General features: G+C 71.7%; 18 protein-coding genes and 1 pseudogene. 10 read left to right on the top strand and 9 right to left on the bottom strand.

From position 1 onward, the window contains the following. Positions 1–2 precede the first annotated feature (2 nt). Together ACFVFQ_RS19145 and ACFVFQ_RS19150 are read left to right on the top strand one after the other, a co-directional pair. On the top strand, positions 3–2141 hold the full coding sequence (locus tag ACFVFQ_RS19145; RefSeq protein ID WP_383417131.1) for an acetate--CoA ligase family protein: 2139 nt from the start codon (positions 3–5) through the stop codon (positions 2139–2141). A 196-nt stretch (positions 2142–2337) separates the two neighbouring features. After that, entirely contained in the window at positions 2338–3771 is a 1434-nt protein-coding gene (locus ACFVFQ_RS19150; protein ID WP_383417134.1) for an OFA family MFS transporter, read from the top strand. A gap of 467 nt (positions 3772–4238) precedes the next feature. Here ACFVFQ_RS19150 and ACFVFQ_RS19155 read toward each other — a convergent pair. The 3 genes and pseudogenes from ACFVFQ_RS19155 to ACFVFQ_RS19165 all read right to left on the bottom strand — a co-directional run. Then, positions 4239–4475, bottom strand: a pseudogene (locus tag ACFVFQ_RS19155) (transposase); the annotation flags it as partial. A gap of 37 nt (positions 4476–4512) precedes the next feature. Beyond that, positions 4513–5772: a hypothetical protein gene (locus ACFVFQ_RS19160; protein WP_383417137.1), complete on the bottom strand. Its 1260-nt coding sequence runs from the start codon at positions 5770–5772 to the stop codon at positions 4513–4515. Positions 5773–6148: 376 nt separating this feature from the next. Beyond that, entirely contained in the window at positions 6149–6553 is a 405-nt protein-coding gene (locus ACFVFQ_RS19165; RefSeq protein WP_383417140.1) for a winged helix-turn-helix transcriptional regulator, read from the bottom strand. 153 nt (positions 6554–6706) lie between these two features. Between ACFVFQ_RS19165 and ACFVFQ_RS19170 the strand changes: the two genes are divergently transcribed. Next, a complete protein-coding gene (locus ACFVFQ_RS19170; RefSeq protein ID WP_383417143.1) occupies positions 6707–7576 on the top strand; it encodes an SDR family oxidoreductase in 870 nt (289 codons plus the stop codon). 12 nt (positions 7577–7588) lie between these two features. Here the strand turns inward: ACFVFQ_RS19170 and ACFVFQ_RS19175 are convergent, their stop codons facing one another. From ACFVFQ_RS19175 to ACFVFQ_RS19185, 3 genes are all read right to left on the bottom strand, one after another. Continuing rightward, complete coding sequence (locus tag ACFVFQ_RS19175) at positions 7589–7903, bottom strand: hypothetical protein (protein WP_383417147.1); 315 nt, start codon at positions 7901–7903, stop codon at positions 7589–7591. A 233-nt stretch (positions 7904–8136) separates the two neighbouring features. Beyond that, positions 8137–8523 carry a chorismate mutase gene (locus tag ACFVFQ_RS19180; protein WP_383417153.1) on the bottom strand — a complete coding sequence of 129 codons (387 nt, stop codon included), beginning with the start codon at positions 8521–8523 and terminating at the stop codon, positions 8137–8139. Between the two features lie 169 nt (positions 8524–8692). Further along, positions 8693–9376 (bottom strand): GntR family transcriptional regulator, encoded by a 684-nt coding sequence (locus ACFVFQ_RS19185; RefSeq protein WP_383417156.1) that lies wholly within the window; start codon positions 9374–9376, stop codon positions 8693–8695. A gap of 239 nt (positions 9377–9615) precedes the next feature. Between ACFVFQ_RS19185 and fdhD the strand changes: the two genes are divergently transcribed. Next, on the top strand, positions 9616–10470 hold the full coding sequence (gene fdhD, locus ACFVFQ_RS19190) for a formate dehydrogenase accessory sulfurtransferase FdhD (protein WP_383417159.1): 855 nt from the start codon (positions 9616–9618) through the stop codon (positions 10468–10470). Between the two features lie 20 nt (positions 10471–10490). On the opposite strand, the gene ACFVFQ_RS19195 is transcribed toward fdhD, so the two are convergent. Continuing rightward, entirely contained in the window at positions 10491–10943 is a 453-nt protein-coding gene (locus ACFVFQ_RS19195; RefSeq protein WP_383417162.1) for a MarR family winged helix-turn-helix transcriptional regulator, read from the bottom strand. 151 nt (positions 10944–11094) lie between these two features. Between ACFVFQ_RS19195 and ACFVFQ_RS19200 the strand changes: the two genes are divergently transcribed. Both ACFVFQ_RS19200 and ACFVFQ_RS19205 read left to right on the top strand, forming a co-directional pair. Further along, positions 11095–12036: a zinc-binding alcohol dehydrogenase family protein gene (locus ACFVFQ_RS19200; RefSeq protein WP_383417165.1), complete on the top strand. Its 942-nt coding sequence runs from the start codon at positions 11095–11097 to the stop codon at positions 12034–12036. 202 nt (positions 12037–12238) lie between these two features. Further along, positions 12239–14170: an exo-alpha-sialidase gene (locus ACFVFQ_RS19205; RefSeq protein WP_383417168.1), complete on the top strand. Its 1932-nt coding sequence runs from the start codon at positions 12239–12241 to the stop codon at positions 14168–14170. On the opposite strand, the gene ACFVFQ_RS19210 is transcribed toward ACFVFQ_RS19205, so the two are convergent. Then, positions 14056–15198, bottom strand: coding sequence for a bile acid:sodium symporter family protein (locus tag ACFVFQ_RS19210; RefSeq protein WP_383417171.1), 1143 nt, complete (start codon positions 15196–15198; stop codon positions 14056–14058). The two genes, ACFVFQ_RS19205 and ACFVFQ_RS19210, sit on opposite strands and share 115 nt — an antisense overlap. A 177-nt stretch (positions 15199–15375) precedes the next feature. Between ACFVFQ_RS19210 and ACFVFQ_RS19215 the strand changes: the two genes are divergently transcribed. The 4 genes from ACFVFQ_RS19215 to ACFVFQ_RS19230 all read left to right on the top strand — a co-directional run bounded on the left by ACFVFQ_RS19215 (position 15376) and on the right by ACFVFQ_RS19230 (position 20475). Continuing rightward, positions 15376–16239: a LysR family transcriptional regulator gene (locus ACFVFQ_RS19215; protein ID WP_383417392.1), complete on the top strand. Its 864-nt coding sequence runs from the start codon at positions 15376–15378 to the stop codon at positions 16237–16239. 402 nt (positions 16240–16641) lie between these two features. Then, positions 16642–18468, top strand: coding sequence for an AMP-dependent synthetase/ligase (locus ACFVFQ_RS19220; protein WP_383417174.1), 1827 nt, complete (start codon positions 16642–16644; stop codon positions 18466–18468). A 111-nt stretch (positions 18469–18579) separates the two neighbouring features. After that, positions 18580–19413 carry an aldo/keto reductase gene (locus ACFVFQ_RS19225; protein ID WP_383417180.1) on the top strand — a complete coding sequence of 278 codons (834 nt, stop codon included), beginning with the start codon at positions 18580–18582 and terminating at the stop codon, positions 19411–19413. A gap of 276 nt (positions 19414–19689) precedes the next feature. Beyond that, positions 19690–20475 carry a VOC family protein gene (locus tag ACFVFQ_RS19230; protein WP_383417184.1) on the top strand — a complete coding sequence of 262 codons (786 nt, stop codon included), beginning with the start codon at positions 19690–19692 and terminating at the stop codon, positions 20473–20475. A 78-nt stretch (positions 20476–20553) separates the two neighbouring features. On the opposite strand, the gene ACFVFQ_RS19235 is transcribed toward ACFVFQ_RS19230, so the two are convergent. Then, the gene (locus tag ACFVFQ_RS19235; protein ID WP_383417187.1) at positions 20554–21504 is read right to left on the bottom strand and encodes a class I SAM-dependent methyltransferase; all 951 of its coding nucleotides are present in this window, start codon (positions 21502–21504) and stop codon (positions 20554–20556) included. Positions 21505–21531 lie beyond the last annotated feature (27 nt).

A 21531-nucleotide genomic window follows, 5' to 3' on the forward strand; every position in this document is an offset into this window, starting at 1 on the left:
AGATGAGTGCAAGTCAGAAACGTGTAGTTGATGGGGTGTTGGCGGCGGCGCGGGGTGCGGGGCGGACGGTGCTCACCGCTCCCGAGGCGAAGGTGATCGCCGACGCGTACGGGATTCCGGTGCCGGCGGAGGGAGTTGCACAGGACGCCGAGGCGGCGGTGGCGCTCGCCGATCGGATCGGGTTCCCGGTGGCGCTCAAGATCGTGTCGCCGGACATCCCGCACAAGACCGAGGCGGGCGGGGTGCGGACCGGCCTCGCCTCGGCGGCCGAGGTGCGTGGCGCGTTCACCGCGGTCGTGGCCAACGCCCGGGCCTATGCGCCGGACGCGCGGGTCGACGGCGTCCTGGTGCAGCAGATGGTGCCGGCGGGGCAGGAGGTGATCGTCGGGGCGGTCACCGATCCGACGTTCGGGAAGGTCGTGGCGTTCGGGCTGGGCGGCGTCCTGGTCGAGGTGCTCAAGGACGTCACCTTCCGGCTCGCACCGGCGACGGCCGAGGACGCCGCGTCGATGGTGGACGGCATCCGGGCGGCCGAGGTGCTGCGCGGGGTGCGCGGCGGGCCCGCGGCGGACCGCGCGGCGCTCGTCGACCTGATCGTGCGCACCTCTCAACTCGCCGCGGATTTCCCGCAGATCGCGGAGGTGGACCTCAATCCGGTGTTCGCGTCGGCGGACGGGGTGTGCGCCGCCGACGTCCGGATCCTGCTGAGCGAGGGGGCGCCGCCGAGCCGTCCGCGCCACGGCCGGGCGGAGATCCTGGCCGCGATGCGGCGGCTGATGCGGCCCCGTTCGGTGGCGGTCATCGGGGCCTCCAACACCCCGGGGAAGATCGGCCACTCGGTGCTGCGCAATCTGCTCGACGGCGGGTTCTCCGGCGAGATCCATCCGGTGCACCCCACCGCTGACGACGTCCTGGGCCACAAGGCGTACCGGTCGGTGCGGGACGTGCCCGGCGAGGTGGACGTTGCGGTCTTCGCCATCCCCGCGCCGCTGGTGCCGACCGCGTTGGAGGAGGTCGGCCGCAAGGGCGTCCCCAACGCCGTGCTGATCCCGTCCGGCTTCGCCGAGACCGGTGAACTCGCCCTCCAGGAAAGGATCGTGGCGATCGGCGCGGAGTGGGGCATCCGCCTGCTCGGGCCGAACATCTACGGCTACTACTCCACCTGGCAGGACCTGTGCGCCACCTTCTGCACCCCCTACGACGTCAAGGGTGGGGTGGCGCTGACCTCGCAGTCCGGCGGCATCGGGATGGCGATCCTGGGCTTCGCCCGGACGACCCGGACCGGCGTCTCGGCGATCGTCGGGCTCGGCAACAAGGCGGACGTGGACGAGGACGACCTGCTCACCTACTTCGGCGAGGATCCGCACACCGACTGCATCGCGATGCACCTCGAAGACCTCAAGGACGGCCGGGCGTTCGTCGAGGCGGCCCGGGAGACCGTGCCGAAGAAGCCGGTGGTGGTGTTGAAGGCGGGCCGGACCGGGGCCGGGGCGCGGGCCGCCGGCTCCCACACCGGCGCGCTGGCCGGCGATGACGCGGTGTACGACGACATCCTGCGGCAGGCCGGGGTGATCCGGGCGCCGGGCCTGGCCGACCTGTTGGAGTACGCCCGGGCGCTGCCCGTCCTGCCCGTCCCGAAGGGCGACAACGTGGTGGTGATCACCGGCGCCGGCGGCTCCGGGGTTCTGCTGTCGGACGCCCTGGTGGACAACGGGCTGCGGCTGATGGACATTCCGGCCGATCTCGACGCGGCGTTCCGCCGGCTGATCCCGCCGTTCGGCTCGGCCGGCAATCCCGTCGACATCACCGGCGGCGAGCCCCCGGCCACCTACGAGGCGGCCCTGCGGTTGGGGCTGTCCGATCCCCGGATCCACGCGCTGGTGTTGGGCTACTGGCACACCATCGTCACCCCGCCCGCGGTCTTCGCGGAGTTGACGGCGCGGGTCGTCGGGGAGTTCCGGGCGCGCGGCATCGAGAAGCCGGTGGTGGCGTCGCTGGCCGGGGACACCGAGGTCGAGGCGGCGGCCGCCCGGCTCTTCGACAACGGGGTGGTCGCCTACCCGTACACCACCGAGAAGCCGGTGGCGGCACTCGGCGCCAAGTACCGCTGGGCGCGGGCCGCGGGGCTGCTCGGTCCCTGACGCCGTTCCTGACACCCGAAACGAAAAGGGACAGAGGGCGCGCTGACCGGATTTTTTCGATTCCGAGGTGAACGGCATGGATCGCAGTCACAGGAACGGGCGGGACGACAGCAAGAGGAGGACGGAGGGAACGGGAACAGGGACGGGAACGGGAACGGGCGGAACCGAACAGGCAGCACCAGCTGCCGCAGGCACAATGCCAGGCACAACGCCAGGCAGGACAACAGACACGACGACAGGCGGGACGACAGGCGGGACAGCAACCGCCTACCGCGAGATCACCGACGGCAAGGGCCGGATCTACCGCATCGGGGAGACCGATCGGGAGCTACTCGGCGGCCACACACGGAAGTTGATGGTGTATCTGCCGTGGGTGTCGATGATCGCGATCAGCGTCTCCGAGTACGCGTACGGGTCGGCCGAGGGCACGCTGTCGCACGCCCACGGCTGGACGCAGAGCGACACCTTCTGGATCCTGAGCGTCTGGGTGTTCTTCCAGGCGGGCATCGCGTTCCCGGCGGGCTGGTTACGGGAACGGGGCATCCTGACCGCGCGCCGGGCGATGTTCATCGGGGCGGTGCTGAGCCTGTTGGGCTTCGTCGCCCTGGGGCATCTGGACAACGTGCCGGCGGCGCTCTGCGGCTTCGGGGTCGTCGGCGGCATCGGCTCCGGGCTCGTCTACGCCACCTGCATCAACATGGTCGGCAAGTGGTTCCCCGAGCGCCGCGGTGCGAAGACCGGGTTCGTCAACGGCGGATTCGCCTACGGTGCCCTGCCGTTCATCTTCGTCTTCAACTACGCCTTCAACACCCGTGACTTCGACGAGGTGTTGGACCTCATCGGGGTCTATGTGCTGATCGTGGTGGCGGGTTGTGCCTGGTTCTTCAAGGACCCGCCGAAGAACTGGTGGCCCGCGGACGTCGAGCCGCCGCTCGCCGGCGGCGGGGCACAGAAGCCGGCGGCGGGACTGGTCAAGAACCCGCCCGCGGTACGGCAGTTCACGCCCAAGGAGGCGATCCGCAGCGGGGTGCTGCCGCTGATGTGGATGAGCGTGGTGCTGACCGCCGGCGTGTCGATATTCGGGATCTCGTTCCAGGTCGACTTCGCCAAGGACGTGGGCTTCGGCCCGCTGGTCGCCGCGTCGTCGATGGGGATCATGTCCGTCGTCAACGGCGTCGGGCGGACGGCGGTCGGTTGGCTGTCGGACCTGTGGGGCCGGAAGGCGACCCTGGTGGTCGTGATCGTCGTGTTGGGACTGGCCCAGTTCGGGGTGTTGTGGGCCGGGGACCTGCACAGTCAGTGGCTGTTCCTGTTCTTCGCCTTCCTCTCCGGCTTCGGCGGCGGCGCCTTCTATCCGCTCTTCGCCGCCCTCACCCCCGACTACTTCGGGGAGAACTACAACGCCAGCAACTACGGCCTGGTCTACAGCGGCAAGCTCATCAGCGGCCTGTTCGGCGGCGGGCTGGGCTCGATGGTGGTCAGCGCCTGGGGCTACAACGGCGCGTACCTGCTGGCCGGCGGCATCTCCCTGGTCGCCGCGGCCTTCACCCTGCTGCTGCACCAACCGGGCCGCCCCCGGCTCCGTGACGTGGCCCCCAACCCCCGCCCGATCAGCCGGGAGATGATCTGAACTACCATTCCCGCCCCGGGAGTTGAGGAACACATGCCTCCACCCCGGGGCGGGGCTGCGTCTACGTATACGTCTGCGACTGTGACTGCGTCAGGGTTGGGCGCAGTCAGTCAGCCAGTCAGTCGGTGGCCGGCTCCGACCCCGCGGCCGGTTCCCCTCCGTCGCCAGTCACCGCCCGGTCCGCGATACGCGCGGTGATGACGAACCGCTTCTCCGATGATGAAGATGAGGAGCATCCACAGCGGTTGAGAAATGCCGCTCGGCCCTCCTGCAAGTGCGGCGAACTCCCAGGTAGGCGCCAGGCAACCGAGAAGGAGAAGAGGGAACCGCACCGATGAGCATGGGCCGTCGCTGACGCCGTGTCACCAAAGCGGTCCCGTACGATTCGGTGGCCGCTTGGTCTGAACAATCAGCGACAACGCGGCTGAGGCAAGACCGGACGACTGAGTCTCCATCGGTGATGCGGTGCGCGACCGGATCAGAAACCGACGGTGAGCGGTCGACTTGGAGATCCCGAAGCAGGGCGGCACCGCACGCCAGGCACAGCCACTGGCCAAAACGTAGATGATCGCTGCGAACGGCGTCTCATCAGGAGTGTCCCGCGTCCCGCCGCCCTGCGGCCCCACCTTCGACGGCGGGACCAACGGCTTCGCGATCTCCCACAACCCGTCCGGAACAGTCCAACTCCACGTACCCCGCCCCATGTTCAGCCCAGCGAGCCACCGCCACATGGGACACGGTCTAAGGCGTCGCCGTGGCCTGTTCGGTGGTCAGGCGGGCCCGCCAGTCACGGACGTAGTCATGGGAGATGGAGGCCAGGCGGGCTATCTCCGCATCGTCGCGGCCGTCGGCCCACGCCAGGATCCGGGTCACGGTGCGGTTCCGCGCGGCGCGGAAGTCCTTGAGCATGCTTTCGAGACGCTCGACCTCCTCGCCTTCGTAGACAAGCTGCCGGTCGACGGAGGCCCGTTCGTCGGCGCGCAACCGCTGCAGGTAGGCGGACAGGCCCGTCAGGACCAACCCCTCCTCGTGCGCGGCGCTCTGGAAGCGTTCGGCCAAGGCCGCCAGCACACAGTCCGGCACATCGGCGAGCGTGGCTCCGGGGGGCTTGGCCGCCTCCCAGGTGCCCCTGCCGGCCTCCGTCGTCTCCAGCCAGGTGCGGGCCTCCGTCGGGGAACGATCGCCGCACGCCTCGGCGCGATAGGCGTACAGGGCGGCGCGGTGGCCGTAGAAGGTGAAACCGTCCTCGATCTGCCGGTCGGCGGCGCGGCACATCCGCCCCGGGACACCGCCGTAGCCCGAGTCGGGCCGGTAGTCGGCGTAAGCCTCCAGTTCCGCGTCGGTGGCCACTCCCCAGGACGGGTCGCACAGGTCGGGGTTGCTCGCGAGGAACGCGCCGACCTCGACCCGCCACCCGGGAACCGGGCTCATCCGGAGCCTGGGCCAGACGACCGCTCCGGAGGGAGCGAAGGTGTAGGTGGCGGCCTGCTCGATGTCGTCCCAGGCGGTGGCGGCCTCGGCGGACCACTCCAGTTCGCCGGCCGGTCCCGTACGGTGCATCGAGTCCACGAGTCGCTGTACGGCGGGGAGTATGCGCAGCGCGAGCGCATGCAACTCCTCGACGGTGAAGAAGCGCCAGGAGTAGCCGCGTTGCTCGTCGTGCGCGAGGTGGGTCAGCAGGTACACGAGAACGCCGGGGGCCGGCAGCGTGCCGTCGCCGAGTGCGCTGCGCGGGACACCGGGGAGTTGGCGCTCCAGGTGCTCGCGCGAGGCCCGCCAGTCGACGTCCCCGAACCAGACCGCGCCGCTCTGCGCGTCGATGGCCAACCATTGGTGGTATCCCACGCCCGGGCCGTACCGCTCCTCTTGCTGCTCGGCGTCTTCGTCGTGCCAGACGTATTCGGCGGGGGGCGGGTTCAACTCCACGGCCATGAAGCCGTCCTCCGGGCGGTAGCCGGTGAGGATGCGGGCCGTGATCGGTGCGCTGTCGGCGGCGGTCATGAGGGGTTTCCTCTCGGTGGAACAGCAACCGCCGCAAACCGTAGTGCGCCCCTCGGCCATTAGTTCAATTTTCAGTCATTTGTGCCTGGCTCGACACGACAGGCGGGCACCGCCGGGGCCCCGGTGTCACGCGAGGTCTACGCGCGTGCAAGCGGCCACCAAGGTTGGCCATATTTCACATGGCCTCCATGTTTTGCTCACTTCACGGGATGCTTCCGCGGCCCGCCCTCGATCGATTCGAAGGCATGTCAGGCGTAAGGACAGGCCCCCACGCGCCGCACGTTCCTTCTCCCACGTGGGAGAAGGAATCGCCCCTGCCGGGCAGTAGCGAAGGTGCCGCCAACGCCGTGTACCAGCGGGGCTCGGCCGCCGCCGATTACCTGGTGCGCTCAGTGCGGTCGTCGTACTCTTCGCGGGCGGTGATGACTTCTTCGATGTGCAGCACGGACCACTCCGTGAGCGCCTTCAGCGGTTCCCGGAGCGTCTGGCCGAGCGGGGTCAGCTCATACTCCACGTGCGGTGGCACCTCTGGGTAGACGGTCCGGCTGACCAGCCCGTCGCGTTCGAGGGTGCGCAGTGTCTGGGTGAGCATCTTCTCGCTCACGCCCGCCAGCGCCTGCCGGAGTTGGCCGAACCGGGAGGTCCCGTTCCGGCCGAGTTCGCCCAGCACGAGGACCGCCCACTTGCTGCCGATCTGGTCGAGCAGGTCCCTCGACGGGCAGCCGCGCTCGTACGGATCGAATGACGGTATGGGCCCGGTCACGTTTTTGACAGCAGCCATGCGGCTCACCTCAATGCTTTCGGTCCGGTAAGTACCCTACCAAGAAGTGGCTACTACCCAACAGAGAGTGTCCAGGTCAGTCTGTGTTCCATCCCGCCGTGGACGGACCGCGGCAGGCGTGCAAGGCACGCGCGGAAGGAAGGAACGACCACCATGCCGATCGTCGTCACCGGAGCCACCGGCCAGTTGGGCAGGCTCACCGTCGAGGCACTGCTGCGGCGCGGGATCCCGGCCGCGGACATCATCGCGACCGGCCGGGACATCGCCAGGATCAAGGACCTGGCCGACCGAGGCATCACGGTACGCCGCGCCGACTTCGCGGACACCGACGGCCTGGCCGAGGCATTCGCGGGGGCGGACAAGCTGCTGCTGATCTCGGCCTCGGTCCCCGTGGGCGAGCGGGTCGCCAACCACCGCCGCGTGATCGACGCCGCAGTGTCCGCAGGCGTGTCGCTGGTGGCGTACACGAGCACAACGCACGCGAACACGGCCACCACCGTCATCGGCGCCACGCACGGCGAGACCGAGGAGTATCTGCGGGACCGCGGAATCCCCAGCGTGCTGCTGCGGAACAGCTGGTACTTGGAGAACTACACCAGCCAACTGCCGCAGATCCTGCAGCACGGCGCCGTCGTCGGCGCCGCAGGCGAGGGGCGGATCAGCGCCGCGTCCCGCGCCGACTACGCCGAGGCCGCAGCGGTCGTCCTCACCTCCGAAGGCCACACCGGCACCGTGTACGAGCTCGGCGGCGACGAGTCCTTCACCCTCACTGAGCTCGCCACGGCGATCTCCGCTGCGGCCGGAAAGCAGGTTACCTACGCTGACCTTCCGGTAACCGACTTCGCCCAGGCACTGGCCGCCGCGGGCCTACCCGCCGAGCTGGCGGAGGTCCTCGCTGACGCTGACCGCGGCATGAGCCACGGCGAGATGTACACCAACTCTGGCGACTTGCGCCGCCTGATCGGACGCCCGCCCATGACCCTGGCCGAGGCACTCGCGGCCGCCCTGCATCACCGAGGTTGAACTCAAGCCGTGCTACGCCTGGCTCAACGCCTCGGGCCGGCGAACGGCATACACGTCCTCACGACACGTTTTCTGGGGCCGCGTTGGGGTGAGGGCATCGGGCTGCACCGCGACAAGACCCTGCTCATCCGTCGCGAACCGCACAACGGCGGGTTCTTCACCTGCCCAACTCTGCGGATAGAGCAGGAGGTAGCCGAGTACATCCGGCGCGGGAGCGACGGCAGCAGGCTGGGGACCGTGCACGATCTGGAACCCGTCAAGAACAAGTGGTGGTCCGTGCGTGACGTCGACGTTCCGCCGTTCCTCGCGAACCTCCTTGAACGGCACCTCGACGCTAATCGGGGTACACCCGGTGCTCGCGTACGAGCGGATGGGGCACAAGTACCCTGGTATCAAGGGGTATCAAGGGCACTTACCAGCACCCAACACCCGCTCTGCGCCAGAGGCGACTGGGCGGCCTGGAGGAGATGTTCGACCGCGCCCTGCACGTTCTCGGGGTGAAAACCTGTGGGGAAGTTGATCTCCCTCTCCCAGATCTCTCCCAGATATCTCCCAAGTGATCAGCCAGCAGCCGGCGTTGGCCCCTCAGCCTGCCCCCCGCTGCTGGTCACCGCCCGGTCCGCGATGGCGCGGTGGTGGCGAACGACCTCACCGATGATGAAGTTGAGGAACTTCTCGGCGAAGGCCGGGTCCAGGCGGGCCTCTTCGGCCAGGCGGCGCAGGCGGGCGATCTGGGCGGCCTCGCGCGCGGGGTCGGCGGGCGGCAGGCTGTGCCTGGCCTTGAGTTCGCCGACCTGTTGGGTGCACTTGAAGCGCTCGGCGAGCAGGTGCACCAGCGCGGCGTCGAGGTTGTCGATGCTGCTGCGCAGGTGGAGCAGCCGCTCGCGGGCCGCCTCGTCGGCGACGGAGGCCGCTTCGCCGGCCGCCGCTGCTGTCCCTTCGCTCATGTACGTCTCGCCGTTTCTGGTCGGGTTCGGGTGGTTCGTCCGTGATCGGCTGGCGCGCGATCGCCTGCACCCTACCCGTCGGCGGGCCGCTCCTAGCCCCTGGTCTCGCCCCTCGGACGGGACGCGGGGCGACGGGGGCGAGGACCGGCCACCCCGATCTCCGCCCTGGTCAGGCGTCCTCGCCGTCGCGTTCGTGGTACATCCGCCGGGTGTGCTCGGTGTGCGCGCGCATCACGGCGGTGGCGCGCTCCTCGTCGCCGTCGGCGATCGCCGCGATCAGCTCGCGGTGTTCGGCCCAGGACTGCTTGCCTCGGCGGCGGGCGACGGGGGTGTAGTACCAGCGCACCCGGCGCCCGACCTGCCCGGCCAGTTCCGCGAGGACGGCGTTGCCGGCGAGCGCGGTCACCTTGGCGTGGAACTCGGCGTTGAGCGCCACCGCGGCCTCCACGTCGTCGTCGTGGACCGCGCGCTCGCCCTCGTCGCAGAGCCGCTCCAACTCGGCGATGCCGGCCGGGGCGGCGTGGACGGCGGCGAGCCGGGCGGCCTCCGCCTCCAGGAGCGTGCGGACCGTGAGGAGTTGGTCGGCCTCCGCCTCGGTGGGCTCGTGGACGAACGCGCCCTGGGCGGGCCGCAGATCGACCCAACCGTCGGTGTTGAGCCGCTGGAGGGCCTCGCGCACCGGCTGGCGGGAGACGCCGAGATGGCCCGCCAACTCGCTCTCGACAAGGTGCTGGCCGGGCCGCAGCGCACGCGTGGTGATCAGTTCGAGCAGTGCCTCGTAGACGCGCTCGCGCAGTGGGCCGGGGCGTTCCAGCTTGGGTACGGCGCCCTGCGGCAAACCTCGGGACAGCATCGGGGCCCCCTCCGTTATTGGCTATCGTCTACAGTCTACCGAGCGCGGCCACTCCGCACAGGCCGCCGCGACGATCTGGCTCATCCGGGCCGGACCGTGGCCGCCGACGGCCGCGCCGGGTGAACGCCCGTACCGGACAATGGACATCGGGCATCGATCATCGGCGATACGCGCCGACCACCACGACGGACACCGGCGAGCACGCCCATCACCGCAGACAGGACCGGGGCTGATCAGACATGGGACGGGTCACCGAGCGACGCCGCGTCATCCGCATCCGTGGCGGCGCGGTGAGCAGCCGGCCGGACACCCTGGTCGCCGAGGAGCCGCTGGAGATCCGGTTGAACGGCCGGCCGTTGGCGATCACCATGCGCACCCCCGGTGACGACTTCGCGCTGGCCGCGGGCTTCCTGGTCAGCGAGGGGGTGCTGGGCGCCGCGGACGAGGTCGCCAACATCGTGTACTGCGCGGGGGCCACCGAGGACGGGCGCAACACGTACAACGTCGTGGACGTGCGGCTGGCGGACGGGGTTCCGGTCCCGGACATCACCCTGGAGCGGAACGTCTACACGACGTCGTCGTGCGGGCTGTGCGGCAAGGCGAGCCTGGACGCGGTGCGCACCAGCGCCCGTTGGTCGCTGACCGCCGATCCGGACCCCGCGCTGCGGATCACCCCGGAGACCCTGGCGACCCTCCCCGACCAATTGCGCTCCACCCAGCGGGTCTTCGAGCGGACCGGCGGGCTGCACGCCGCGGCGCTGTTCACCGCCGACGGCGAACTGCTCGACGTCCGGGAGGACGTGGGGCGTCACAACGCGGTGGACAAGGTCGTCGGGCGAGCACTCCGGGACGGCCGGCTGCCGCTGTCGTCGAGCGTGCTGATGGTGTCCGGCCGGGCCTCGTTCGAGTTGGCGCAGAAGGCCGTGATGGCCGGCATCCCGGTGTTGGCCGCGGTCTCCGCGCCGTCCTCGTTGGCCGTGGACCTGGCCGCCGAGGCGGGGTTGACGCTGGTCGGCTTCCTGCGCGGGGCGTCGATGAACGTCTACGCGGGCGAGCACCGGTTGGTGTGGGACGGGGCGAGCGCCGGCGACTGAGGCCGCCCGGCCGGCCCGGCTCACTCCGCCGGGGCCACGATCCGGCCCAGCAGCGCGACGAGTTGGGCGCGCTCCTCGTCACTGAGCGCGGCGGTGAGTTCGGCGTTGGCCTGGTCGCCGAGGCGCTGGGTGCGGTCCAGCCGCCGCTCCCCCGCCGGCGAGATCTCGATGGCGTTCTTGCGGCGGTCCTTCGGGTCGGGGGTGCGGGTGACCAGCCCGTCCTGCTGGAGGTCGTTGACGACCGCGACGATGTCCTTGGGGTCGATGCCGACCCGCCGTCCGAGCTCCGCCTGGGAGAGCGGGCCGAGTTCGGCGACGGCCGAGAGCACGGCGTGGTGCATCATCCGCATGCCCTCGGCGGCGAGCGCATCGGCGACGAGCCGGTGGCCGCGGGCGGCGGCGCGCCCCAACAGCCAACTGGGCAGGGCCCGGATGCGGCTCGGGGCGTACGGGGCGGGGGTGTTGTCGGACATGGGAGCACCGTACCCAGTCAGCCGTGGGTGGCACCAACGTAGGGAGCACCACGAAAAACCATTGGCAAGCCCAACGGTTTCTGCTTATCGTTGGGGCTCCCAATGAAACGGGTCGCGGTCGTGCGGCCCACCCTCCCGGAGGTGACGGCCGATGCGCCGCGTCCGATTCCATGCCTACGGCGGTCCCGAGGTCCTGCGGCTGGAGGAGGCCGAGGACCCGGTGCCCGGTCCCGGTGAACTCCTCGTCCGCACCGAGGCGATCGGCGTCACGCTGCCGTCGGTGCGCCGGGTGCGCGGCGACGGCAGGGGCGGCGGCGATCGGCTGCCCGGCGTCCTCGGTGGTGAGATCGCCGGCGAGGTCATCGCCCTGGGGCCGGACATCACCGGCTTCGCCGTCGGCGACCGGATCACCTCGCTCACTCTCACCGGCTCGTACGGCGAACTCGCCCTCGCCCCGGCCTTCCTGGCCAGCCGCCTCCCCGACGGCGCGAGCGCGGTGCGGGCGGTGGCGCTGGTGCGCGGCGGGCACGTGGCGCTGGCCGCGCTGAGCACCGCCGCGCCGTCCGCCGGCGAGTCCGTGCTGATCACCGGCGCGGCCAGCGGCACCGGGCACCTCGCCGTCCAACTGGCCAAGCTCCGGGGCGTGCCACGGGTGGTGGCCGCGGTGAGCTCGGCGGCCAAGGCCAAGTTCCTGTACGGGCTGGGCGCCGACGAGGTGGTGACCTACGACCAGGAGTCCTGGGGCGAGCCGGTCGACATCGTGCTGGACGGCGTCGGCGGGGAGCTGCTGCCGCGGGCGCTGGCCGCGCTCGCCCCCGGTGGCCGGCTGATCTACTTCAACTCCGGTGGCGGCACGGTCCCGGCGTACGAGCTGCTGGCCGGTGCGAAGACCATCACGGGACTGACCATGCGGCGCTTCGCCACCGTCCATCGGGAGCGGTACGCGCGCCACCACGACGAGTTGTGGGAGCTGGCCGCGGCCGGCCGGTTGACGGCCGCGGTCCACGCCGAACTGCCGCTGGCCGAGGCCGCGAAGGCGCACGAGATCATCGAGGCGCGGGCCAACCTGGGGAAGGTGGTGCTGCGGCCGTGAGGCGTCCCGGCGGACGCCGTCCGACCGTGGCGCACACGGCGCAGTGCGCCCGGCCGGGAGAGTGAATTCCGGGGCGGGCGGGGAGAACCGACGTCGGCTCCTTGTCGCTCTTGGCGCACGGCAGTAGCTTCCGTCCCATCTGCACATAGGACGTTGGATGTCCTGATGACCCGACCCGATGCCTCGAAGGGCAGGCCGGACCATGACGTCAGATCTCCGCGCGCACCCCCGCCCCAGACCACGGCACCGCCGTGCCCGGGCCACCGCCGCCGCGCTGACCGCCACCGCGCTCGCCGTCCTGGCGACCGTCCCCGCCCGGGCCGCCGATGACGCCCCGGCGGGCGGCTTCGACCAGCGGGTCCTCTTCAAGGCGGCGCAGGAGAAGGGGTATTTCTGCTTCCGTATACCCGCCATCGTGCGGACCGTCCGCGGCACCCTGCTCGCCTTCGCCGAGGGCCGGGTGCACGACTGCGGGGACGCCGGCGACATCGACCTCGTCGTCAAGCGCTCCACCGACGGCGGCCGGACCTGGGGCCCGCTGAAGGTCGTCAACCACGGCGACGGGGACACCCACGGCAACCCGGCGCCCCTCGTGGACCGCCGCACCGGCCGGATCGTCCTCGCCGAGACCTACAACAAGGGCCGTACCGACGGCCTCAGTTGCGACGTGCCCTGCGACCGCACCCCGCACCTCCAATACAGCGACGACGACGGCGCCACCTGGTCCGCACCCCGCGACCTGACCCGCAGCATCCGCCCCCGGCGGTGGAACTCCTGGTACGCCACCGGCCCGTTGCACGGCCTCCAGCTCGCCCACGGAAGGCACGCGGGCCGGCTGGTCTTCGGAGTCAACGCCGAGAGCTACGCGGGCCGTCGGGTCACCGCCAACCACGCCGCCCTGGTCCACAGCGACGACGGCGGGGCCACCTGGCGGGTCGGCGCGCTCGACACCTGGCCGATCGCGCCCGACGGCACCTTCCGGCAGAAGCCGTCCGAGATGGCCCTCCTGGAGCGCACCGACGGCTCGATCTACGTCAACGGCCGCGAACAGGACGGCACCGACCTGGGCAACCGCACCGCCGCCGTCAGCCGGGACGGCGGCGACTCCTTCGCCACCCCGTTCCGCACCCTGCCCGACTTCTCCGCCCCGATGGTGCAGGCGTCGGCACTGCTGCTGCCGCGCTCGTCGGCCGCGGGCGGCGGCACCCGCACCCTGCTCGCGGCCCCCGCCGACCCCGACCGGCGCCGCGCCATGACCATCCGGTCCTCCTACGACCAGGGCCGCACCTGGGAGGGCGTGGACCGGGGCGCCCGGGTCACCGCCGACTGGTCGGGCTACTCGGACCTGGTCGCCGTCTCCCCCACCGTCACCGGCCTGCTCTACGAGGGCGGCACCGCCGACGCCCGGGACGAGATCCGCTTCGCCCGCTTCACCGAGGCGTGGCTCGGACCGCGCCGCGGCCCGGACCCCACCACCCCCGATCTGGCCCGCGGCGCCCGGCCGGCGGCGGTCCTCGGCGGCGCCCGGCTCACCGACGGCCCCTTCGGCCGCGCGCTCTCCTTCGACGGCGCCGACGACGCGGTGCGCCTCCCCTTCCGCGGCTCGCTCCCCCTGGGGAGCCGGGAGTTCACCTGCTCGCTGTGGTTCCGCTACCGCGCCACCGGGGGCGCACAACCGCTGCTGTGGATGGGCGGGATGGGCAGCGCCTCCCCGCAGGTCGCGGTGAGCGGCGACCCGGCGCACGACCGGATCACCGCGCATCTGACGGCCGTTGACGGCGCCCGGCCCCCGGCGACGGTCCAACTCGCCAGCGCCGGCGCCTACAACGACGGCCGCTGGCACCACCTCGCGCTGCGCCGCGCCGGCGGCCGACTGCGACTGACCGTGGACGGCACCGCGACCGCGTCCGCCGCCGACGTGCCCGGATCGGTCAGCCGCACCTCGGTGTTCGGCGCCTTCCTGGGCCAACAGCCGGACGGGCGGGCGCGATTGACCGGCGCGCTGTCCCAGGTCCGGGTCTACGGGCGGGCGTTGACCGACGCCGAGCTCTCGCGGGTGCGCGGGGGCAGCGCCTCGGTGGCCGGCCCGTTGGTGCTCGGGCTCCCGTTGGACAGGGTGGACGGCGGGCGCTGAGCGGGCGGTTGGGGTCCGGCGCCGTCGGGCCCCGCCGACGGCACCTCCTCGGCGTCCGCTCGGGCCGCGTACCGCTTGGCGAGCACCGCGCACACCATGAGCTGCATCTGGTGGAAGACCATCAGCGGCAACACCGCCAACCCGGCCTGGGCGCCGAACAGGACGCTGGCCATCGGCAGCCCGGCGGCCAGGCTCTTCTTCGAGCCGGCGAAGGTGATCGCGATCCGGTCGGCCCGGTTGAAGCCCAGCTTCCGTGAACCGTACGTGGTGAGCGTCAGCATGGCCGTCAGCAGCACCGCCTCGACGCCCAGCAGGCACAACAGCCGCAGCGGGGAGACCTGGTGCCAGATGCCCTGCACCATGCCGGCGCTGAACGCGGCGTAGACGACCAGCAGGATCGAGCCGCGGTCGACGTACCCGAGGACCTTCTTGTGCCGGACCAGGAAGCCGCTGACCCAACGGCGCAGCAACTGCCCGGCGACGAACGGGAGCAGCAGTTGGCAGACGATCGCGACCAGGGAGTGCGCGGAGAAGCCGCCGCCGTTGCCGTGCAGCACCAGCCCGGCGAGCAGCGGGGTGACGACGATCCCGACGATGCTGGAGAACGAGCCGGCGCAGATCGCCGCCGCCACGTTGCCGCGGGCGATGGAGGTGAAGGCGATGGAGGACTGGACCGTCGACGGCACCAGGCACAGGAACAGCAGGCCCGTGTAGAGCGCGGGCGGCAGGACGTGGGGAACCAGGCCGCCGGCGGCCAGGCCGAGCACCGGGAACACCACGAACGTGCAGGCCAGCGTGGTCAGATGGAGCCGCCAGTGGCGCAGCCCGTCCATCGCCTCCCGGGTGGAGAGCCGGGCGCCATAGAGGAAGAACAGCAGGGCGACGGCCCCGGTGGAGGCACCGTCGGCGACAGTGGCGGCACCACCGCGGGCCGGCAGCAGGGCGGCCAGGCCGACCGTGCCGAGCAACGCGAGGATGTAACCGTCCACGGGGAGCCAGGGGGGCAGGCGGAACACAGGGCGGCGCATGGTCTCTCTTCGGGGTTGACGGCTCACGGGCAGTGGCATGGACGGTGCCCTCTCCAGCCTGCCGGGCCGGGCGGCGATCGGGAACCCCTCTTACTGTGGTGACTGTCATCATGGAACGCGATAGCGCGGACGAAAGAGCGGTCGGGGGTGTCGATGGTGGAGCAGGTGGGGCGCCCGATGTTCGACCCGGTGCAGTTGCGCACCTTCCTCGCGGTGGCGCAGACGCTGAGCTTCACGCAGGCCGCGCACCGGCTGGGGCTGCGTCAGTCGACGGTGAGCCAGCACGTGCGGCGGCTGGAAGAGGCCGCCGGGCGGCGGCTGTTCGTGCGGGACACCCATGCCGTGGACCTCACCGAGGACGGCGAGGCGATGCTGGGCTTCGCGCGCACCATCTTGGAGGCCAACGAGCGGGCGGCCGGCTTCTTCGCCGGGACCCGGCTGCGGGGGCGGCTGCGCTTCGGCGCGTCCGAGGACTTCGTGCTGACGCGTCTGCCGGAGGTGTTGGAGGGGTTCCGGCGGGACCATCCGGAGGTCGATCTGGAGCTGACCGTGGAACTGTCCGGCACGCTGCACGAGCTGCTGGCGGCCGGCCGCCTCGACCTCGTGCTGGCCAAGCGGCGCCCGGAGGAGCCGCGGGGTCAACTGGTGTGGCGGGACCGGCTGGTGTGGGTGGGCGGCGAGCGGCTGCGACTGGATCCACAGCGACCGGTCCCGTTGGTGGTCTTCCCGCCGCCGGCGGTGACCCGGGCGCGGGCGCTGGAGGCGCTGGAGGAACAGGGCCGGCAGTGGCGGATCGTCTGCACCAGCGGGAGCCTCAACGGGCTGATCGCGGCGACCCGGGCGGGGTTGGGGGTGATGGCGCACACCCGGGGGCTGATCCCGCCGGGTCTGGTGCGGATACCGTCCCGGGCCGGGCTGCCGGAGCTGGGCGGGGTGGACTTCGTCCTGCTGCACGGGCGGCGGGCGGGGGCGGCGCGCGGTCCGGCGGAGGCGTTGGCGGAGGCGGTCCTCGCGGGCGGCGACCGGCTGCACCTCCCGTAAGGGGCGGGCCCGGCGCGGCTGTTGCGCGGCCGGAATCCGTCGCGCCGCTCCGGGGTGCACCGCGGCCGGGGGCGGGGCACCGGCGATCGGCTGGGCCGTCGCAGGATCTCCCGGGAACCTTCCGCAGATCGCCGCAGTCCGCCGGAATACGTCTCCGACATGGTTCAACCATGGTTCAACGTCGCAAAAGATGCAGAGATTCGGTGCAGATCCGGTCCCGGCGCCGTGTTCACCGGGCGACGGAACGGCCGGATAATGTCCGCGGTTACCCGAAGTAACCCGATTTCCCCACCTGGCCGGTTCCCGCTGCCCCGCCGGCCCGGCGTGCTACCGCACTCCCACCCGCCGTTCCCGTGGGGTACGGTCGCGGCCTTGTGAGAAGCACCACGAGGAGCTGGGTCATTGCGCGAGTTCACCGTCCCACCGTTGGCGACCGCGCCCCGGGTCGGCGGGCTGGCCGACTCGGTCTACGACAACGCGGACTCCGATCCCGGACGGACCGCGCTCGCGCGTAAGGACGCCGCCGGACAGTGGCACGACGTCTCCGCCGGGCAGTTCCGGGACGAGGTCATCGGGCTCGCCAAGGGCCTGCTCGCGCAGGGCATCCGGTTCGGCGACCGGGTCGGCATCATGTCCCGCACCCGCTACGAGTGGACCCTGTTCGACTATGCGCTGTGGTCCATCGGCGCCCAGTCCGTGCCGCTCTACCCGACCTCGTCGGCGGAGCAGGTCTTCTGGATGCTGCACAACGCGGACGTCTCGGCCTGCCTGGTGGAGCACGAGGACCACGCGATGACCGTCGGCTCGGTCGTCGGCAAGCTCCCCCAACTGCGGAAGCTGTGGCAGCTCGACGCCGACCCGGTCGCCGAACTGACCGCGGCCGGCGCGCACATCGACGACGAGGTGGTGCACCGGCACCGGATGGCGATCACCCCGGAAGCCGTCGCGACGCTCATCTACACCTCCGGCACCACCGGCCGCCCCAAGGGCTGCGTGATCACGCACGCCAACTTCATGGCCGAGGCCGACAACATCGTGCAGCGGTACGACAAGGTCTTCCGCTCCAAGCCCGGCGACGAGGCGGCGACCCTGCTCTTCCTGCCGCTGGCCCACGTCTTCGGGCGGATGGTGCAGGTCGCGGCGGTCCGCGGCCGGGTCAAGCTGGGCCACCAGCCCGAGCTGTCGGCCCGGGCGCTGCTGCCGGACCTCCAGGCGTTCCGCCCCACCTTCATCCTCGCGGTGCCGTACATCTTCGAGAAGGTCTTCGCCGCGGCCCGCCGGAAGGCGGAGGTCGAGGGCAAGGAGGGCCCGTTCGACAAGGCCGTGCAGGTCGCCGTCCGGCACGCGGAGGCGCTGGAGCACAAGGCGTTCGGCACCGGCCCCGGCCCCGGCGCCGCGCTGCGGATGCAGCACCAGCTCTTCGACAAGCTGGTCTACAGCAAGGTCCGCGAGGCGCTGGGCGGCCGGGTGCGGCACGCGATGTCCGGCGGCTCGGCGATGGAGCGCCGGCTGGGTCTGTTCTTCGCCGGCGCCGGCGTCCGGATCTTCGAGGGCTACGGCCTGACGGAGAGCACCGCGGCGGCCACCGCCAACCCGCCCGAGCGGACCCGCTTCGGCACCGTGGGCACGCCGGTCCCCGGCACCACCGTCCACATCGCCGAGGACGGCGAGATCTGGCTCTACGGGGGGCAGATCTTCCAGGGCTACCACAACAACGTCAAGGCGACCGACGCGGTGCTGCACGACGGTTGGTTCGCCACCGGGGACCTCGGCTCCCTGGACGAGGACGGCTATCTGACGATCACCGGCCGTAAGAAGGAAATTCTGGTTACCTCGGGCGGCAAGTCGGTCTCGCCGGTGCCGTTGGAGGAGCGGGTGCGGGCGCACCCGTTGGTCGCCCAGTGCGTCGTCCTGGGCAACGACCGGCCGTTCATCTCGGCGCTGATCACCCTGGACCCGGAGGCGGTCACCCACTGGCTGACGATGCGCGGCAAGCCGGAGATGGCGCCGCGCGACCTGGTGCGCGACCCCGATCTGGAGACCGAGATCCGGCGGGCGGTGGTCGCGGCGAACACCCTGGTCTCGCAGGCCGAGTCGATCCGCACGTTCCGGATACTGGCCAACCAGTTCAGCGAGGAGCACGGCCTGCTGACGCCGTCGCTGAAGCTCAAGCGCAAGGCGATCGAGGCGGCGTACGCGGCGGAGGTGGACGCGCTCTACCGGGCGTGAGGGGAGCGGGGCGGGACGGGCGCATTTCCTCGGCGTGCGCGGGAATGTCCGGCGGCGGATGATCGTTGTCGCCCAAGAACAAGCAATGCCGACGTAAGGATCGAATTCCCCGTGAACACGGTTCCGTCCATCACCCTCAACAACGACGTCACGATGCCCCAGCTCGGTTACGGCGTCTGGCAGATCCCCGATGAGGAGGCGTTCACCGCCGTCGGCCACGCCCTGGAGGCCGGTTACCGCAGCATCGACACCGCCGCGATCTACGGCAACGAAGAGGGCACCGGCAAGGCGCTCGCCGCCTCCGGCCTCGCCCGCGAGGAGCTCTTCGTCACCACCAAGCTGTGGAACTCCGAGCAGGGCTACGACTCCACCCTCCGCGCCTTCGACGCCTCGCTCGACAAGCTGGGCCTGGAGTACGTCGACCTGTACCTGATCCACTGGCCGCTGCCGGCCCGTGACACCTACGTCGACACCTACAAGGCGTTCGAGAAGATCTACGCCGACGGCCGCGCCAAGGCCATCGGCGTCTCCAACTTCCTCCCCGCCCACCTGGAGCGGCTGCTCGGCGAGACCTCCATCGTCCCGGCGGTCAACCAGATCGAGCTGCACCCGCAGCTCCAGCAGGCCGAGTCCCGCGCCTTCCACGCCCAGCACGGCATCGCGACCGAAGCCTGGTCGCCGCTGGGCCAGGGCAAGGGCCTGCTGACCGACGCGACGGTCACCAAGGTGGCCGAGAAGCACGGCAAGACCCCGGCCCAGGTGGTCCTGCGCTGGCACCTCCAGCTCGGCAACGTGGTCATCCCCAAGTCCGCCACCCCCTCGCGGATCCGGGAGAACTTCGACGTCTTCGGCTTCGAGCTGGACGACGCCGACCTGGCGGCGCTGGCAGGCCTGGACTCCGGCACCCGCCTCGGCCCCGACCCGGCCACCTTCGACGTGGCCTGAGCGGCGCGTCGGCCCGCGGGCCCGGCAGGCCGCCGGCGCCCGGGTCTCCCGGCATGCTGCGGCGCCGTCCGTCCCGTCCGGGGCGGGCGGCGCCGCAGCGTAACCGGCGCGTCACCATGGGGCGTTACGTCGGCGCGCAGGGCCGCGGCAGCCCCGAGTGGCGGGTTCGGCGGGCGGCGGGAACCGTGGAGAGGGAGGCGGCCCCGGCGGTGCCGGCCGGTCACGGAGGACCGCCGCGGGCAGCAGCCACCGCCCCGCGCCCCCAGGAGGCCACCGATGTCCGACGTCACGACTCCCTACCCGCCCGGGACGCCCTGTTGGGTCGACCTCTCCGCCCCCGACCAGCAAGCCGCCATCGACTTCTACTGCGATCTCCTCGGCTGGACCGGCGAGATCGGCCCGCCCGAGGTCGGCGGCTACGCGGTCTGCCAGCTGAACGGGAAGCCGGTCGCCGGCATCATGGCGGCGGTCGCGATGGGCGACCAGCCCGCCCCGCCGACGGTCTGGACCACCTATCTCTCCTGTACCGACGCGGAGGCCGCCCAGCGGTCGGTGGAGTCCGCCGGCGGCACCGTGCTGATGCCGGTGATGGACGTGATGACGCTGGGCCGGATGTTCATCGCCGCCGACCCGACGGGGGCGGTCTTCGGCGTCTGGCAGCCGGTCGACTTCCGGGGCGCCGGCGCCGTCAACGAACCCGGCGCGCTGATCTGGAACGAGCTCAACACCACCGACCGGTCCGCCGCCTCCGCCTTCTACCGGGCCGCCTTCGGCCTGGAGCCCGCCGCGGCGGAGGGCGTCGAGCACTACGACACGCTCCAGGTGGCGGGCCACCCCGTGGGCGGCATGCAACCGATGCCGGAGCACCTGCCGGCCGACACGCCCTCGCACTGGCTGACGTACTTCGCGGTGACGGACGCCGATGCGGCGGTCACCAAGACCAACAAGGCCGGCGGCGGGGTGGTCCTGGAACCCTTCGACATGTTCGCCGGCCGGATCGCGGTGCTGGCCGACCCGCAGGGCGCGGTCTTCGCCGTGATCCACCCCAAGTCGGAGGCGTGAGGGTCGAGTCGGGGCCGTCGTTCGTCAAGTGGGCGGCGATCAGCCCCGGTTGAAGCGGCCCAGCGGTCGGGCGCCGGCTCACCGCTCCGGTGCGCGTGCGGTGTGCACCGTTTGGGCGGAGAGCAGGAAGACGTCCGGGCGGCGGGTGACGCCGGCGGGGTCGTGGGGGTCGGTGAGGCGGGTGAGGGTGCTGAGGTCGTCCGGGTCCAGCCGGTCGCTGTAGGAGTCGACGGCGCGGCCGAGGGTGGCCTGGAGGTGGCGGCGGGCGTCGGCGGAGAGCGGGGCCGGCAGGTCCAGCAGGAAGCTGCGGGTGCTCGGGGTGCACAGCCCGGCGTTGGCCAGGAAGGCGGGCCAGTCCTCCAGGACGTCGGTGGCGTCGGGCAGCGCCGCCCGCATCTCGGTGAACCACTCCTCGGCGGCCGCGTCCAGCCGGGCCTGGAGCCCCGGGCGGCCGATGCCGAGGTCGCGGGGAAGGAAGCGCGGGGCGAGGCCGCCCTCGGCGATCGCCAGCAGGCCACCGGGGCGCAGATGGCCGGCGAGGGCGGCCACCGCGGCGCGTTGGTCCCCGACGTGGTGCAGCGCCTTGCTCGACCAGATGAGGTCGGCGCCGCCGAGCGGGTCGAGGCCGTGCGGAACCTCCGCGCAGTGGGTGTGGATCCGGTCGGCCAGACCGAGCCGTTCGGCGCGGGCTTGGGCGCGGGCCAGCAGCGCCTCGGTGGCGTCCACCGCGCACACCTCGGCGCCCGGGAAGGCCCGGGCCAGCAGGCAGCTCACGACCCCCGGGCCACTGCCGACGTCGAGGATGCGTCGCACGGTCACCGGCCGGGTCGGCCCGCCGGCCGTCGCTGATCGGTCGTCAGGCCCGGTGGCGGAGAGCAGTTCGCGCAGCCAGTCGGCGACCTGTTCGTGGAGCGGGGTCTGGATCTCGGCGCCCCGTTCGAGGTACGGGCCGAGCACCTCCCAGTCGATGGTGGCGCCGCCGTGGTCGCTGGCGTGGCGGCCGGGCGCGGGGCGGTCGTGACTGCTCATGGGATTGAGCCTCCGGTACGGGGTGTG

Origin of the sequence: Streptomyces sp. NPDC057743 (assembly GCF_042798755.1) — a bacterium.
GTDB lineage: Bacteria > Actinomycetota > Actinomycetes > Streptomycetales > Streptomycetaceae > Streptomyces.